At 33.6% G+C, this 14,043-nt stretch carries 15 protein-coding genes; 8 read left to right on the top strand and 7 right to left on the bottom strand.

Annotated elements, in window-relative coordinates; translation table 11 throughout:
* Nucleotide 1 precedes the first annotated feature (1 nt).
* Nucleotides 2-853, bottom strand: a complete 852-nt coding sequence (locus ACHRVL_RS11215; RefSeq protein WP_395412756.1) for a hypothetical protein — start codon at nt 851-853, stop codon at nt 2-4.
* Between the two features lie 80 nt (nt 854-933).
* Complete coding sequence (locus ACHRVL_RS11210) at nt 934-1,305, bottom strand: hypothetical protein (protein ID WP_395412755.1); 372 nt, start codon at nt 1,303-1,305, stop codon at nt 934-936.
* A 126-nt stretch (nt 1,306-1,431) separates the two neighbouring features.
* Between ACHRVL_RS11210 and ACHRVL_RS11205 the strand changes: the two genes are divergently transcribed.
* The 7 genes from ACHRVL_RS11205 to ACHRVL_RS11175 all read left to right on the top strand — a co-directional run bounded on the left by ACHRVL_RS11205 (nt 1,432) and on the right by ACHRVL_RS11175 (nt 8,131).
* On the top strand, nt 1,432-1,908 hold the full coding sequence (locus ACHRVL_RS11205; RefSeq protein WP_129023135.1) for a cytochrome c family protein: 477 nt from the start codon (nt 1,432-1,434) through the stop codon (nt 1,906-1,908).
* 35 nt (nt 1,909-1,943) lie between these two features.
* Nucleotides 1,944-3,917: a Sec-dependent nitrous-oxide reductase gene (gene nosZ, locus ACHRVL_RS11200; RefSeq protein WP_395412752.1), complete on the top strand. Its 1,974-nt coding sequence runs from the start codon at nt 1,944-1,946 to the stop codon at nt 3,915-3,917.
* A 61-nt stretch (nt 3,918-3,978) separates the two neighbouring features.
* Nucleotides 3,979-4,986: a nitrous oxide reductase accessory protein NosL gene (locus tag ACHRVL_RS11195; RefSeq protein ID WP_395412751.1), complete on the top strand. Its 1,008-nt coding sequence runs from the start codon at nt 3,979-3,981 to the stop codon at nt 4,984-4,986.
* A 33-nt stretch (nt 4,987-5,019) separates the two neighbouring features.
* Nucleotides 5,020-6,252 (top strand): nitrous oxide reductase family maturation protein NosD, encoded by a 1,233-nt coding sequence (locus ACHRVL_RS11190; RefSeq protein WP_395412749.1) that lies wholly within the window; start codon nt 5,020-5,022, stop codon nt 6,250-6,252.
* Nucleotides 6,249-6,971, top strand: coding sequence for an ABC transporter ATP-binding protein (locus tag ACHRVL_RS11185; protein WP_395412747.1), 723 nt, complete (start codon nt 6,249-6,251; stop codon nt 6,969-6,971). The genes ACHRVL_RS11190 and ACHRVL_RS11185 overlap by 4 nt, the downstream gene beginning before the upstream one ends.
* Nucleotides 6,955-7,722, top strand: a complete 768-nt coding sequence (locus tag ACHRVL_RS11180; protein WP_089054852.1) for an ABC transporter permease subunit — start codon at nt 6,955-6,957, stop codon at nt 7,720-7,722. Before ACHRVL_RS11185 ends, ACHRVL_RS11180 begins: the two co-directional genes overlap by 17 nt.
* Nucleotides 7,723-7,759: 37 nt before the next feature.
* Nucleotides 7,760-8,131: a group III truncated hemoglobin gene (locus tag ACHRVL_RS11175; protein ID WP_395412745.1), complete on the top strand. Its 372-nt coding sequence runs from the start codon at nt 7,760-7,762 to the stop codon at nt 8,129-8,131.
* Nucleotides 8,132-8,283: 152 nt separating this feature from the next.
* Here ACHRVL_RS11175 and ACHRVL_RS11170 read toward each other — a convergent pair whose 3' ends face one another.
* The 4 genes from ACHRVL_RS11170 to ACHRVL_RS11155 all read right to left on the bottom strand — a co-directional run bounded on the left by ACHRVL_RS11170 (nt 8,284) and on the right by ACHRVL_RS11155 (nt 11,355).
* Nucleotides 8,284-8,880 (bottom strand): Crp/Fnr family transcriptional regulator, encoded by a 597-nt coding sequence (locus tag ACHRVL_RS11170; protein ID WP_395412743.1) that lies wholly within the window; start codon nt 8,878-8,880, stop codon nt 8,284-8,286.
* A 426-nt stretch (nt 8,881-9,306) separates the two neighbouring features.
* The gene (locus tag ACHRVL_RS11165; RefSeq protein WP_395412741.1) at nt 9,307-10,536 is read right to left on the bottom strand and encodes an MFS transporter; all 1,230 of its coding nucleotides are present in this window, start codon (nt 10,534-10,536) and stop codon (nt 9,307-9,309) included.
* Between the two features lie 4 nt (nt 10,537-10,540).
* Complete coding sequence (locus tag ACHRVL_RS11160) at nt 10,541-10,750, bottom strand: hypothetical protein (RefSeq protein ID WP_395412738.1); 210 nt, start codon at nt 10,748-10,750, stop codon at nt 10,541-10,543.
* Nucleotides 10,751-10,761: 11 nt separating this feature from the next.
* The gene (locus tag ACHRVL_RS11155; RefSeq protein ID WP_395412737.1) at nt 10,762-11,355 is read right to left on the bottom strand and encodes a TetR/AcrR family transcriptional regulator; all 594 of its coding nucleotides are present in this window, start codon (nt 11,353-11,355) and stop codon (nt 10,762-10,764) included.
* A 224-nt stretch (nt 11,356-11,579) separates the two neighbouring features.
* Here ACHRVL_RS11155 and ACHRVL_RS11150 point away from each other — a divergent pair, with 224 nt between their 5' ends.
* The gene (locus ACHRVL_RS11150; RefSeq protein ID WP_395412735.1) at nt 11,580-11,981 is read left to right on the top strand and encodes a DoxX family protein; all 402 of its coding nucleotides are present in this window, start codon (nt 11,580-11,582) and stop codon (nt 11,979-11,981) included.
* 127 nt (nt 11,982-12,108) lie between these two features.
* On the opposite strand, the gene ACHRVL_RS11145 is transcribed toward ACHRVL_RS11150, so the two are convergent.
* Nucleotides 12,109-14,037 (bottom strand): OmpA family protein, encoded by a 1,929-nt coding sequence (locus ACHRVL_RS11145; protein WP_395412734.1) that lies wholly within the window; start codon nt 14,035-14,037, stop codon nt 12,109-12,111.
* Between the last annotated feature and the right edge of the window lie 6 nt (nt 14,038-14,043).

Raw genomic sequence — 14,043 nt, 5'->3', positions numbered from 1 at the left:
CTTAAAATTCAATTTCAAAATAAAGAGTGCTTGAAGGATTTTCTGTCGTTACAGGTTCTCCTTTTAGTACTTCATCTGAGGCATTTAAAACCTGCATATTAATTTTCCAATATCCCGTCATGGTCAATGAAAGTTTTCCTTTATAGAAACCTCCTGCTTCAGATTGTACTAAATCGGTATTATTTGGTGATCCATGATTTCCCATGCTTGGCATTCTTGGGTCTATTTTTATTTTAAAATTGTTTACTGTAGTAAACGTCATCATATCTTCCATTTTATAAAGTCCAACAGCAGCATCGTTTACGGCTACTTTCGGATTCTCGGGTGCGATATAAGCCAGTACATATTTATTGCCGCTATTGTCTTTAAATGAGGTTACAGTACGTTTTGGCGATGCAGTTACGGCAATAGTATCTGCAACGGTATAAACAACATTGTTGATTGTATAATTAATTTTAAGTTCCCAAAATTCCTTATCGTTTTGTGCCATCTGAAAAATAATATCACCTGAGTATAAGGTTTTTTTATCAGCCGTTTTAGTCACAGTCGATTTTGGACATGAATGCTGCATTGAAGTCATATGCATAATTGGTGTCCAATCAATTTTTGCATCTGTAATATAAGCGCTGCTTTTTTTGTCTTTTATTCTAATTGTAATGGTATTGTAGCCTTGAATTAGAGTGCCTTTTTTTGAATAAAGTTCAACAACATGATTGTCATTCGTTAATTCTTGAATTTTTTGAAGTCCAAGTGTCTCATCAGTAGGAATTGAGGTTGAAGAGTCATCATCAGAAGAACAAGAAATATAGGTAATTGCTAAAAGGAAAAGGGTAATGTATTTTAAAGTTTTCATAGAATATTAATTTAAATAAGGATAATACGATTTCTGCCGAAATAGATTTCGGAGAAAATAAAGTGTAAAACATTGAAAAATTAATAGTTGAAAGTCGGCGGACGAAAAACAGAAACCGTGTCTAAATGAGAGTATAGATTTTTATAGACTGAGTTTATTTTTAAGTGGGTTTTGTGAGCTGTTTCAAAACAAAATACAGGAAGGTTTACTATGAATAGTATTACTGTTTCTACCGTTTCCGCTTTTTTCTCGTTAGAGGCAGGATCATCATTTTTATAAGCTTTTGCCAGCTCTTTTTTTAGATGACATTTTCCATTGCAACTAAGTTCAGGCGCATTTTTGTTTTCACATAATTCGGTAACAATGTAATGGTAGTTTACTACATAATCCAAAAATGGAAACGCAGGTCTAAAAACCACTGAAAAGAGAAATATGTAAACAAAAAACTTCATCTGTTTATTTTAGAGTACGAAGGTATCATCAACTTTTTCTTTAAAGTATGATCGTAATCATAATTTAAGAAATACATCTTGTGGAACTTTGACCTGTAGTTTAACAAATAAAAAAAAAGCAAACACATGAACAAATTATTTTTAATAGCAATGTTTGGTATTTTCTTTTTCGTGTCCTGCGGAAAGGATAAATCAAAAACAGACGAAGATTTTTCGACTCCGCCGCCAGCAGAAAAAACTGCTGAAGCTGAATCATACGATCCCCAAAGAGGACTCGGGAAATACTCGACTGTAGAATTAGGAGCTTCCTTAGATAAAGCAATGGCAGAAAAAGGGCTTAAAGCTGCCGAAGTAAAATGTACTTCATGCCACAAACCTACAGATGAGAAACTTGTTGGTCCAGGATGGAAAGGTGTAACGGAACGAAGAACACCACAATGGATTATGAATTTTATCACAAATCCTGATCCTATGATCGATAAAGACCCTGAGTTACAAGCTCAATTAGAACTTTGCATGATTAGAATGCCTAATCAAGGTTTAAGTGATGATGAAGCTAGAAGTATTCTGGAATATATGCGTCAGAATGATGGGGTAAAATAAACGCCAAAATAATCGAATTCTAAATTAATAACCTTATGAAAAATCAGTTTTTAAAATCAGTTTTTGCCATTACTCTGGGCTGTGCTTTTTTTGTTTCTTGCAAGCCCAAAGATTCTTCAGATACTGTTGACGGTGATGTCGCCAGCAAAGTATACGTTGCTCCTGGTAAGTATGATGAGTTTTACAACTTTGTCTCTGGAGGATTCAGTGGTCAAGTGAGTGTTTACGGGCTTCCAAGCGGGCGACTGCTTAGAGTAATGCCTGTGTTTTCTGAAGATCCTCAAAGCGGCTACGGCTATAGTGAGGAAACAAAACCAATGTTAAATACTTCTCATGGATATGTGCCTTGGGATGATCAGCATCACCTTGATTTATCACAGACAAATGGTGAAGTAGACGGACGCTGGCTTTTTGCCAATGCAAACAATACGCCTAGAATTGCGCGTATTGATCTTAAAACTTTTAGAACGGCCGAAATTATCGAGCTTCCAAACTGTGGAGGAAATCACTCTTCACCATTTATTACCCAAAATACAGAGTACGTTGTTGGAGCAAGCCGTTTTAGTGTGCCTGCTGATAATGATAACGGTGATGTGCCTATCAATACATACAAGAAAAACTTTAAAGGGCATTTAAGCTTTGTAAAAGTTGGGAAAGAAGGTGAGTTAGATCTTGCTTTTCAAATTGTAACGCCAGGGGTTAATTTTGATCTTAGCCACCCAGGTAAAAAAGAGTCTCACGGATGGTTCTTTTTCTCTTGCTATAATACAGAACAAGCTAATACATTACTTGAAGTAAATGCATCTAAAAATGATAAAGATTTTATCATGGCAGTGAACTGGAAAAAAGCAGAGGAATATATTAAAGCCGGAAAAGGAAAACGTGTACCTGCAAACTATGCTCATAATACTTGGGATGAAAAAACACAAACAGCAAAATCTGAAATTAAAAAAGAGGTGCTGATTCTTGATGCTGCAGAACTTAAAGATATCTGCTATATGATTCCTTGCCCAAAATCGCCTCACGGTTGTGATATTGACCCAACAGGTGAATATATTATTGGAAGTGGAAAATTAGCAGCTTTGATTCCTGTATTTAGTTTTACAAAACTAAAAGCAGCGATTGCTAATAAACAATTTGATGGTTCTTATGCTGGTATTCCGGTAGTAAAATATGAAGCAGCGCTGCACGGCGAAGTTCAAAAACCAGGATTAGGACCTTTACATACTGAATTTGATGGTAAAGGAAATGCATATACAACCATGTTTGTTTCTTCAGAAGTTGTAAAATGGAATATTAAAGATCTTAAAGTTTTAGATAGAAAAGCGACTTATTATTCTCCGGGTCACCTTATGGTTCCAGGTGGTAATACAGAAAAACCATTTGGAAAATATATGGTAGTTTATAATAAAATTACAAAAGATCGTTTCTTGCCAACAGGTCCTGAATTAGCACAAAGTGCACAATTATTTGATATCAGCGGAGATAAAATGAAACTGCTGCTTGATTTTCCAACAATTGGAGAACCGCATTATGCACAAGGAATCCCTGCGGATAAGATTCGTAACAACGGACAGTTGAAGTTTTACAAAATGGCTGATAACAAGCATCCTTTTGCAGCCAAAGGAGAAAAAGAAACTAAAGTGGTTAGAGAAGGAAATAAAGTACATATTTATATGACGTGTATTCGTTCTCATTTTGCTCCAGATAATATCGAAGGAATTCGTGTAGGCGATGAGGTTTATTTCCATGTTACGAATCTTGAACAAGATTGGGATGTTCCTCACGGATTCGCCATTAAAGGAGCTAACACTGCCGAATTGTTGATTATGCCGGGAGAAACACTTACTTTAAAATGGACACCTCAGAAAAAAGGAATATTCCCATTCTATTGTACAGATTTCTGCAGTGCATTACATCAAGAAATGCAGGGTTATGTTAGAGTTTCGCCAGCAGGAAGTAACGTTCCAATTAGCTACAGTCTGGGAACTAATTTACCAAAAGAATAACTACTAACCAAGTAAAGGGGACAGAGCATATTCTTTGTTCCCTTTTTTATTTTGAATTATTATGAGAAATAATACAATTTCGACATTTTCTAAAATAGTTCTCTTGTTATCAGGATTACTTTTTATTGGATCTATTTTTGTGCCCATGTGGAAAATTGAATTAACTGCACCTCAATATCCTGAAGGATTGGTTTTAAAACTTCACGCTTCTAAAATTGCTGGTGATGTTGAGATTATCAATGGGCTTAATCATTATATTGGAATGAAGACTTTGCATACCGAAGATTTTATCGAGTTTACAATTCTTCCTATCATTCTAGGTTTTTTTGGAGTTATCGCTTTAGGCTGCATATTTTATAAAAATAAGAAAATTTTATATACACTCTTTGGCTCTTTTGTCCTTTTTGGAATAGCTGCCGGCCTTGATTTTTACCGCTGGAATTATGAATATGGTCACAACCTTGATCCAAATGCTGCCATACGAGTACCTGGAATGGCGTATCAGCCGCCTGTTTTAGGTTATAAACAACTGCTTAATTTTGGTGCTTACTCGATACCCGATATTGGCGGATGGATGTTGATTACTGCTGGAGTTTTACTATTTCTGGCTGTACTAAAAGAAAAGAAAATGTTTTTTTTTAAAACTAAAACAATATTAAGTATTGCCATATTGGCCGTTTTATTTTCTTCATGCTCAAATGATAAACCTGTTCCAATTAAGCTGAATACTGACAACTGCGATTTTTGTAAAATGGGAATTACTGATGGAAAGCATGGCGCCGAGATTATTACCGAAAAAGGCAGAGCTTATAAATTTGATGATTTGGCTTGCATGGTAAATTATACCAAAGAAAATCCAGAATTAAAAGTCAAAGGGTATTACGTACATGATTATACTTTAGAAAATGAATTGATTCCTGCCGAAAAAGCTTTTTATGTCTCTGGCGGTGCAATCAAAAGTCCTATGAATGGAAATGTTGCTGCGTTTTCTAATAAAAGCCAAGCCAAAGCATTTGAAGCAGAATCTCACGGACAAGAAAAGGAATGGGGCACTTTTATTGAAAAATAAGAGTACAACAATTCAAAACACAATTAAAAAAATATGAAATTATTTCTAGGTCTTTTTCTATCGCTGTTTTTTTTCAATCTGCAGTCTCAGACTATTGAGGTTGGGAAAAACAAGGTAATAAAAAGTATAAAAAAAGCTATTGATCTGGCAAACCCTGGCGATACAATCTTGGTCTATAAAGGAGTGTATCGTGAGGGAAATATCGAGATCAATAAAAAAATTGTGCTGCAAGGAAAGGATTTTCCAATTCTTGATGGACAAAGAAAATATGAAGTGGTTTCTATCAAAGCTGATAGTGTTGTTGTATCTGGTTTTAAGGTAATAGATTCGGGTTACGGTTCTCTTAACGATCCTTGCGGCATTAAAATTTATGATAAAATAGGTGTAACGGTAAAGAATAATATACTGGAGAATAACTTTTTTGGCATTTACGCTCAAAAAGGGAGCAGCTGTGTAATTGAAAATAACACTATAAAAGCACATCAAAAAGAAGAACAGCGTATAGGAAATGGCATTCATTGTTGGAAAAGCGATAGTATGAAGATTATCGGAAACAGAATTTCCGGACATCGTGATGGTATTTATTTTGAGTTTGTCTCGAATTCGATTATCTGGAGAAACATTTCTAAAGGAAATATTCGATACGGACTGCATTTTATGTTTTCTAATGACGATTCGTATATCTCAAATGTATTTAAAAACAATGGGGCTGGAGTGGCAGTAATGTTTACCAAAAATGTAAAAATGTTCAACAACTATTTTGAAGAAAACTGGGGAGACGCCGCCTATGGTTTACTGCTGAAAGAGATTGCAGACAGCTATATTATTGGAAACAAATTTATACGCAATACTTCAGGAATTTATATGGAAGGCACGAGCAGAGTTATGCTTAATCATAACATATTTAAAGACAATGGCTGGGGAATGAAAATTCAGGCAAGTTGTATGGATAACGAAATTTCATTCAATAACTTTCTAGCCAATACTTTTGATATCAGTACCAATGGAAGTCTCGTTTTAAATCATTTCAACAGTAATTATTGGGACAAGTATGAGGGATATGATCTTAATAAAGACGGGATTGGCGATGTACCTTTTCATCCGTTGAGTCTTTTTGCTGTTCTTACTGAGAATAATCCTTCGGCAATGCTTTTATTCAGGAGTTTTATGATTACCCTCTTAGACAAATCAGAAAAAGTACTGCCAAGTATTACGCCTGATAATTTTATTGATGAAACCCCCTTTATGAAATCTCTCATTTTATGATTACGATAAAAAATATAAGCAAAAAGTTTGGAAAACTTCAAGTGTTAGAACATGTAAATCTTGAATTTAAAAAGGGAGAATGTATTGCATTAATTGGTCCTAACGGATGCGGAAAAACAACTCTCATTAAATCTATTTTAGGAATGGTGCTTCCTGACAATGGCGATATTTTGTTTCAAGAAAATTCTATTTTAAAAGAGTTTAATTACAGAAATAAAATCGGGTATATGCCTCAGATTGGAAGGTATCCGGATAATATGGAAATAGGACAGATAATTAGTATTATTAAAGAAATTAGGAATTCAAAAACGGTTTTAGACGAAGATTTGATAAAAGCCTTTAATCTTGACAAAATGTATGCTAAACAAATGCGTACGCTTTCTGGCGGAACAACTCAAAAAGTGAGTGCGGCGCTGGCTTTTCTTTTTAATCCTGATGTTCTTATACTTGATGAGCCTACAGCTGGATTAGATCCATTAGCGTCGGAAATTCTGAAAGAAAAGATTCTAAAAGAACGTGACGCTGGAAAATTAATTTTAATAACATCACATTTATTAAGTGAACTCGATGATATGATTACTCAGATTATTTTCATGCAGGACGGAAAAGTACATTTCCATAAAACGATCAGCGATTTACTTGAATATACAGGCGAAAGCAAAATTTCAAAAGCCATAGCCGAAATCTTAAAAGAGAAACATCATGAACAGAATAATTAAAATTGTTTTACTCGATATACTTAAAAATAAGATTGTTGTTAGTTACACCATTATTTTAGCATTACTTTCTTGGGGATCTTTTGGATTAGAAGACAATTCAGCCAAAGGACTACTTACTATATTGAATGTAATTTTGTTTACAGTACCTTTAGTATCGATATTGTTTTCTACGATTTATCTTTATAACAGTGCCGAGTTTATTGAACTTTTATTGAGTCAGCCTTTAAAGAGAAGAAAAATCTGGATTAGTTTATTTGCGGGTCTTTCGATCGCAATGGTTACTGCGTTTTTTCTCGGAGCTGGAATTCCGCTAATAATAAACGCACCAGGTATAGTTGGATTTATGATGCTTTTGGTAGGCTGCCTTATCTCAGTAGTTTTTGTCTCATTGGCTTTTTTAAGCTGTATTTATGCAAGAGACAAAGCAAAAGGAATTGGAGTTGCCATAATGTTCTGGCTCTATTTTGCAATGCTTTTTGATGCTGTAGTGTTGTTTTTGCTTTTTCAGTTTTCTGAATATCCTATTGAGAAGGCTATGGTAGGTGTAACAGCATTGAGTCCTATAGATTTGGCACGTATTCAAATATTACTGCATCTCGATCAATCGGCAATGATGGGATATACAGGAGCGATTTTTAAAGATTTTTTTGGTACAACAATTGGGCTGATACTATCTTTTCTATTATTGCTGTTATGGATCGTAATTCCGTTTTTTATATCTCTTAAAAAATTTAATAAAAAAGATTTGTAAAAATATTTTGAACACAAATGAAGAAATAAGAAGAAAGATGAAAAAAGATATTAAAGACAAAGACGATATTATAATCTTGGTAGATGCTTTCTATTTAAAGATTAGAAGTGATCCTACGATTGGTTATTTGTTTACAGAAGTAGCAGCGGTAAACTGGGAAAAACACCTTCCGATAATGTATGATTTTTGGGATAATATTTTATTTCATACTGGAAATTTTGATGGAAATCCGATGATGAAACACCGAATGTTAAATCAGAAAAGTCTTTTGACGGAGGCTCACTTTAAACACTGGACAAAGTTGTGGAAAAAAACGGTCGATGATTTGTTTGAAGGAGAAAAAGCTAGAGAAGTCAAAATTAGGGCTGATAATATCTCAAAAGCAATGATGAATAAAGTAATAAGTTAAAAAAGCGGGAACTATTGAAGTTCCCGCTTTTTTACTTTAAAACGTTATGAAATTTGAATTAATAATTTATCATTTAACCTTTTCTCAAAGGACGTGAATATTTGTGCTATAGATTATGATTTGAGTCATACTGCTGCAATTTTTTAGACGTTCTAGTAGAATAATTTGTGATCAATGATTTCAATTTTTTTATTCTTTTTCATGAGTGTCAGCGTTCTAATAACAGTTTCGACTCTTAATCCAGTAAAATCAGCAATTTCTTGACGAGTATATGGAATTTTTATTTTTTGATTCGATTTTGTGCAAAGCTGTCTTTTAAAATTATCTAAAAAATATTGTATTCGATGTTCTGGTTTATGATTAATAATATTTTTAGAGAAAACGATTTTATTATAAATTCTTGAGGCAAATAATTTCAATATTTTCTTTTGTGCTTCAGGATTTTCTTCTAGAAAGGAGAAAAAGTTAATTCGAGAAAGCTTTAAAATCACACAGTCTGTTTGAGCTAATGCCGATGCAGGATAGGGCTCGCCAATAATTAACGGCGGTTCTCCAAAACTCTCCCCTTTATTAAATACACCAATAGTAAGATCTTTACCGTCTTCGTTGGTATAGCTCATTTTTACCGTTCCTTCTAAAATTTGAAAAAAGGATAGAGCAGGATCATTCTCATAAAAAATGATAGCGTTTTTGGGAACTTTTTTTGCAATTGCTCCCCATGTATACAGCAAATCAGTATCAATGTGCATTTTTATCAATATTTATTTTATTAATAAACGTGACGCATTTATCTGCTTTTTTGATTTTATAATTAGTACTCTTATACATGATTCGCTGGTTAGTTTGTGGTATTGGTTACGTCAAACAAAGGAAAGAATTTACTAAAAATCAAAACATGATAATTGTTAGTTTCTTAAAGTAATTTATTATTTAAAAATATTTGTAATTTGTTAATTATTAGTTTTTTATATAAAGTCCGGTAAAGCGGGTTTTCTTTGTATTCGATGAATCTTAAGGGTAGATTTTAAAGACATTTTCGTTCTCTAAAAACAGAAAAATATCTTACTTTTTAGTTTTTATCCCTACAGACAAATAAAAAACTCCTACAAATAATGCAGGAGTTTAAAGTTGTTAGTTTAGGTTTTATTTTGCTTAGAATAAAAGCTTACTTCTTATCACTTTTTGTAAACAATTTTGCTGACGCGAGAGACTAAATAAATGCTTATAAGCATAATAACAGAAGCAACCATTGCCAGCGTATCATAATGTTCTAATGGTGCATAATTGTCTTTTTGTACAATGATTAATCCAGCGATCATAGCACCAAAACCTCCTGCCATTTGTTGTAAAGAAGAGTTAATGCTCATAAAAGCTCCTCGATCCTGAGGTTCTGGTATCGCTGAGGTTAATGTTGTTGAAGGCACCATTCTGCTCATAATGGCCATCATCATCAAAATGTTGGTAACTAATACAATCCAAAATGGAGTCGCGGCAAAATGTGCATAAACATTCATTACAATTATAGCAAACAAAGTGGCAAAAGCAAAAAGTTTGAATTTGCTGAATTTATCACTCAGTTTTCCAGCGATAGGCATGGTAATTAGTGTTGCAACACCAGTAATCATGAAAAGCAAAGGTAACTCATCATTAGTTACTTTTAGGTTGTTTATGGCAAAGGCGCTTCCAAATGGCATCATCATAAAACCTCCAATAGAGAGCAGGGCAGTAGATAAAAAACCAACTTGATAATGTGGTTTTGATATAGTATGCCACAAGTGTTGAATTGGTGTTTTTTCTTGTTTTAGACTTAAATGCTCAATAATTGGCTGCAGCTTAAAGAATAAAACCAATGTTATAATCGCCGCCATTGCTGCAATCCATAAAAAAGGTACATGCCAGCCCCAAGCATTAGCAATGTATAAACCAATTGGAATTCCTAAAACTTGACTTACTCCAAATCCCATTTGAATAAATCCCATTACTTTTCCTCTTTGTTTTAGGCTGAATAAATCGGCAACAATGGCCATAGAAATAGAACCAATTACACCGCCAAATATCCCTGTAAAAATACGTGCCGCAACAAGTAAAATAAAGCTTGGTGCTATGGCGCAGAACACAGTTCCTATTGTAAAACCAACATAAAAGAAAAGTAAAAGTTTTTTTCGGTCAAATTTATCAGCAAATCCTGCTGTAAACAGTCCTGAAATTCCAGCACTAAAGGCGTAAGCCGAAACGGCAATACCAAATTGTGATGCTGTAATTTTTAGTGTTTTCATCATAATATCTCCAAGTGGCGACATTACCATAAAATCAAGCACAACAGTAAATTGTGTTAGAGCTAAAAGAAATATTACAAGTTTTTGATAGCCATTAAAACCTGTTTCTAGTTTTTGTTTTTCGTTCATTTATTTAAAGTTCTTTACAGTCAAAATCAAGAAAGTTTAACATCTCGATTATTTGACCTGCGTTTAGATTTTCACTTATAATTCTAAGGACACAATCAATATCTTCTTGATCGATACTCCATTGCAGGATTGATTTGTTTGTATTAAAGAATGCTGCAATTTTATTTTTGCTGTTTTCTGTTTTTATATTAGTAGCAAATATCATGACATTCATGGCTATTAATTTTAGGGGGTTAGTGCTTTGATTACTAAACGTAATGCTTCTTGTTGTACATCGTTTGTTAATTTAAACGGAGTGGTTCCGCCCAATCCTTTTCCTTTTTCATGAAAACGCAGTAAATTGTATAAAGGGCCATAAGCTATACTCCAAAATACTTCTTTTGAAACTGGTACGATTTCTTTTCTTTCAATGGCTCCAGTTAGAAACTTTGTCATGATTTCTTTTAATTCCATCAAACTTTCATTTACTATGAAGTCACCGTAATTTGAATTCTGGAGAATCTCCCAGCAAGCTAATTTATCAGTATTGTTCATCATAAATGAAGACCGATTTTCCCATTGCTTAGCAAGCCCTATCGCAAAAGGCATATCGGGAGTAAAATCTTTTAAAGAGCTTTTAAAAAAGAATGTTCCCATCTCAATCCCTATTTTTTTTATGAGATCCTCCTTATCTGCATAATAAATATAAAGGGTTGCAACAGAGATACCGCATTCTTTTGCTAGACGATTCATTGCAAAGCCTTCAATGCCATACTTTACAATCATTTCTATCGTTTTTTGCTTAACTAATTCTTCTTTATTACTATCTCTAGTTCTCAAATTAAAGGATATTTAAATTGAAAACAAAGATATAATAATAAGTGAACGTTTGCTTATTTATGATAAAAAAATATCCAATTTTGTTTTAAATAAAATTGGATATTTTTTTTACAAATTTAGATTGTATGTTTTTTTTGTTATTTTTACTAACAGCAGTTATCGTACAAAATGGTAAAGTTTGTGCATAAAACTGATTTGTCTGACTTAATTTAATTTTAAAAAAAATGAGAAAAAACAATGATTTTGGTCTGTTAATACTTCGTATTACAATTGGATTATTAATGCTTTTACATGGTTTTGCAAAGTTCAATGGAGCTTTAGACTATATTTCTGGAATGTTAGTAGAAAAAGGTCTTCCGGGTTTCTTTTCGTATGGTGTATTAGTGGGAGAAATTCTAGCTCCAATTGCTATTATAATTGGCTTTAGAACCAGAATTGCGGCATTAATCTATGCTTTTAATTGTTTTGTTGCAGTATTAATGGCTCATAGTGCTGATATATTTAAAATGGGCGAGCATGGAGGCTGGGCTTTAGAATTGCTTGGTTTGTACTTTTTTACTGCACTTGTTTTGTTTTTTACTGGAGGAGGAAAGTATAGTGCTTCTACAAAAAGTAATTGGGATTAATATATTCTTGATAAGAACTCAAATAAAAAAAACGGTTTAATACCGTTTTTTTTATTCCAAATTCTAAAGATTAAATTCCAAATTCAAGTCTTGGAGTTTGGAATTTAAACTTTAAAATTTTAGGTTTTTACATTTTTGTAATAATGAATTCGCTTCGTCTGTTCATTTGATGCTGTGCTTCGGTACATGGGACACCATTTGAGCAATTATTGATAAGCTGGGTTTCACCGTAACCAATTGCGCTTTCAATTCGTTCTGCAGCAATTCCTTGAGAAATTATATAATCTCTGGTTGCTTTGGCTCTTCGATCAGATAGTTCAAGATTATATTGGTCATTGGCTCTTGAATCTGTATGAGATTCAATCTTAATGACTACCGTAGGATATTGATTCATTAATAAAACTACTTTGTTAAGTTCTATTGCGGCATCGTAACGAATATCTGATTTGTTGAGGTCAAAGAAAATAATTCCGATTTTGATTTTTAGAATACCATCTTTACGTTCTATAAGACTTGGATCAAGTCCAATTGGTACTTCGGTTATTCCTGAATTCTCGGCAGTAACTATTGCTTTTGCTGAGGTTGTAAAGTTATCTTTAACAGCTTCTATAGTATATGGTGTATTGCAGTTGATGTTTTCTTCAAACTCAAATTTTCCATCCATTCTAGAAACAGTTTGCTGCAATTGCTGATTTTCATTGTTTTTGAGTGTAACTATGGCGCCTGGAATTTTTTTATTAGAAATGGCATCAAAAACATAACCTTCTATAGACTGTGTACAGCTTCTTTCGAAAGAATAAATATCGTCATCTCCTTTTCCCGTTTTTCGGTTTGAACATACAAAACCTTTATTCGTTTCTTCATTTACAATATAGCCAAAATCGTCTAAACTGCTGTTTAAAGGCGCACCAAGGTTTACTGGCGAATCATAGACTTCATTATTTAATCGGCTTTCAAAAACGTCAAGACCGCCCAAACCTAAAAAACCATCAGAAGCAAAGTATAAGGCTTTGTCTGTTATAAACGGAAACATTTCGCGTCCGCTGGTATTTATTTTCTCGCCTAAGTTTTTAGGGTTCGAATATTGGTCTTCACCCAAAATGTCTACCATAAAAATATCAGTAGAACCAATTGTTCCCGGCATATCAGAAACAAAATAGAGTTTTTTACCGTCTTTGCTTACAGTTGGCTGTCCAACAGAATAGTTGTCACTGTTAAACGGAAGTTCTTTTACATTTTCCCATCGAACGGTGCCATTGCTGTTTTCTACTGCTTTAGCAGAGTATAATTTTAAATTATTTACACCTTTGTCGTCTCTTTTTAGTTTGCCGTTGTAATTATTTCGGGTAAAATAGATGGTTTTTTCATCAGGCGAAAAAGCGACACAGGCCTCATGGTATTGGGTTGTAATTTCTTTTGCGAAACGTTCCTTAAAAGTTACGTTTGTTTGTGTCGGACTTATTTTTCCCAGCTGCATATTTAAATAGGGCTGATCGTTCCACCCGTATTTTGCTGTTTTTAAATAAGAAGAATCTACCGTTGTCGAGTAAACTAAGTCACCTTTATAGAACATCGGCCCGAAATCAGAGTAAGCGGAGTTTATTTCTAGATTTTCTAGAATAAACTGCGGTTTTATTTTCTTTATATCTTCGAGAGTTACGGTTTTTAGAGAGAAGTTTTGAGCTCTAGAATCAGATGATTTTTGCTTCTCGGAGAAATTTTTCATCCATTTTTTTGCCAGATCATAGTTTTTGATTCCCTGTAAGGATTGTGCATAGCGAAAGTAGTATTCAGCTGAAACTTCGGCAGAGTAGTCAGCAAGCAGTTTGCTGTACCATTTGCTGGCATCTTGCATTTGGGTATTAAAATAGTGTGCATCTCCTAAACGCTGCAAAATTTCTTTTGAAGTATCGCCATTCTTTACTGACAGTTCATATGATTTTGCGGCATCTATATAATACATTTTATCAAAAAGAGCATCGGCCGTTTTGTTCTTTGTTTGCGCATTAACCATTTGGATGATTAGCAAGGCGAGTATAATAATTCTTTTTTCCATAGCTGC

The sequence above is a fragment of the Flavobacterium sp. FlaQc-28 genome (assembly GCF_044007415.1).
GTDB lineage: Bacteria > Bacteroidota > Bacteroidia > Flavobacteriales > Flavobacteriaceae > Flavobacterium.
The sequence above is the reverse complement of the archived record's forward strand: the minus strand, read 5'-3'. Positions and strand labels throughout refer to the sequence as shown.

Bases quoted from the DNA above. Each gene is read 5' to 3' on its own strand.
- ACHRVL_RS11215 (WP_395412756.1), bottom strand. From the start codon at position 853: ATGAAAACTTTAAAATACATTACCCTTTTCCTTTTAGCAATTACCTAT.
- ACHRVL_RS11145 (WP_395412734.1), bottom strand. From the start codon at position 14,037: ATGGAAAAAAGAATTATTATACTCGCCTTGCTAATCATCCAAATGGTT.
- ACHRVL_RS11205 (WP_129023135.1), top strand. From the start codon at position 1,432: ATGAACAAATTATTTTTAATAGCAATGTTTGGTATTTTCTTTTTCGTG.
- ACHRVL_RS11175 (WP_395412745.1), top strand. From the start codon at position 7,760: ATGAAAAAAGATATTAAAGACAAAGACGATATTATAATCTTGGTAGAT.
- nosZ (WP_395412752.1), top strand. From the start codon at position 1,944: ATGAAAAATCAGTTTTTAAAATCAGTTTTTGCCATTACTCTGGGCTGT.
- ACHRVL_RS11185 (WP_395412747.1), top strand. From the start codon at position 6,249: ATGATTACGATAAAAAATATAAGCAAAAAGTTTGGAAAACTTCAAGTG.
- ACHRVL_RS11150 (WP_395412735.1), top strand. From the start codon at position 11,580: ATGAGAAAAAACAATGATTTTGGTCTGTTAATACTTCGTATTACAATT.
- ACHRVL_RS11160 (WP_395412738.1), bottom strand. From the start codon at position 10,750: ATGAATGTCATGATATTTGCTACTAATATAAAAACAGAAAACAGCAAA.
- ACHRVL_RS11180 (WP_089054852.1), top strand. From the start codon at position 6,955: ATGAACAGAATAATTAAAATTGTTTTACTCGATATACTTAAAAATAAG.
- ACHRVL_RS11210 (WP_395412755.1), bottom strand. From the start codon at position 1,305: ATGAAGTTTTTTGTTTACATATTTCTCTTTTCAGTGGTTTTTAGACCT.
- ACHRVL_RS11170 (WP_395412743.1), bottom strand. From the start codon at position 8,880: ATGCACATTGATACTGATTTGCTGTATACATGGGGAGCAATTGCAAAA.
- ACHRVL_RS11190 (WP_395412749.1), top strand. From the start codon at position 5,020: ATGAAATTATTTCTAGGTCTTTTTCTATCGCTGTTTTTTTTCAATCTG.
- ACHRVL_RS11195 (WP_395412751.1), top strand. From the start codon at position 3,979: ATGAGAAATAATACAATTTCGACATTTTCTAAAATAGTTCTCTTGTTA.
- ACHRVL_RS11165 (WP_395412741.1), bottom strand. From the start codon at position 10,536: ATGAACGAAAAACAAAAACTAGAAACAGGTTTTAATGGCTATCAAAAA.